This is a genomic window from Paenibacillus lignilyticus, from assembly GCF_017942085.1.
Lineage (GTDB): Bacteria > Bacillota > Bacilli > Paenibacillales > Paenibacillaceae > Paenibacillus_Z > Paenibacillus_Z lignilyticus.
In genome coordinates, this window is record NZ_JAGKSP010000057.1 from 1 (window position 1) to 564 (window position 564).

General features: G+C 59.2%; 1 protein-coding gene. It reads left to right on the top strand.

Going from position 1 to position 564, the window contains the following annotated elements:
• Positions 1–183 precede the first annotated feature (183 nt).
• On the top strand, positions 184–498 hold the full coding sequence (locus I8J30_RS32685) for an alpha-amylase family protein (RefSeq protein ID WP_210664504.1): 315 nt from the start codon (positions 184–186) through the stop codon (positions 496–498).
• The last annotated feature ends 66 nt before the right edge of the window (positions 499–564 follow it).

A 564-nucleotide genomic window follows, 5' to 3' on the forward strand; every position in this document is an offset into this window, starting at 1 on the left:
ATAAAAAGTGTGAAAAGACAATACAGATGCGTAACAGAGTGAGAAAAGAGAGAGGGTGTGCAGAGTGAGGCGGGCGAAGAGGGAAAAATCGCAGTAAGAGCTACGTCGGTTGTAGCAGTGGAAAACAGATTGACATGAATGGCCTGAATAGGGTATAACGAGTGGAACAGTATCGACTGCAACGTGAGCGAGCAGCTGATCGAGCAGACCGCCGACTACCTGGTTAGCTCCGGTCTGAAGGACGCCGGTTACACCTACGTCAACATCGACGACTGCTGGCAGACGCACAGCCGGGACGCCCAGGGGCGCCTCGTCCCCGACCCCGCGAAGTTCCCCGACGGCATCAAGGGCACCGCGGACTACGTGCACTCCAAGGGCCTCAAGCTCGGCATCTACGAGGACGCCGGCACCGAGACGTGTGCGCACTACCCAGGCAGCCTCGGCCACGAGACCACCGACGCCCAGTCGTCCGCGGACGGGGGCGACGACTACCTGTAGTACGACAACTGCAACAGCAACAGGAGCGGGGTACGCGCCCAGTACGTCAAGCGCTACACCTCCATT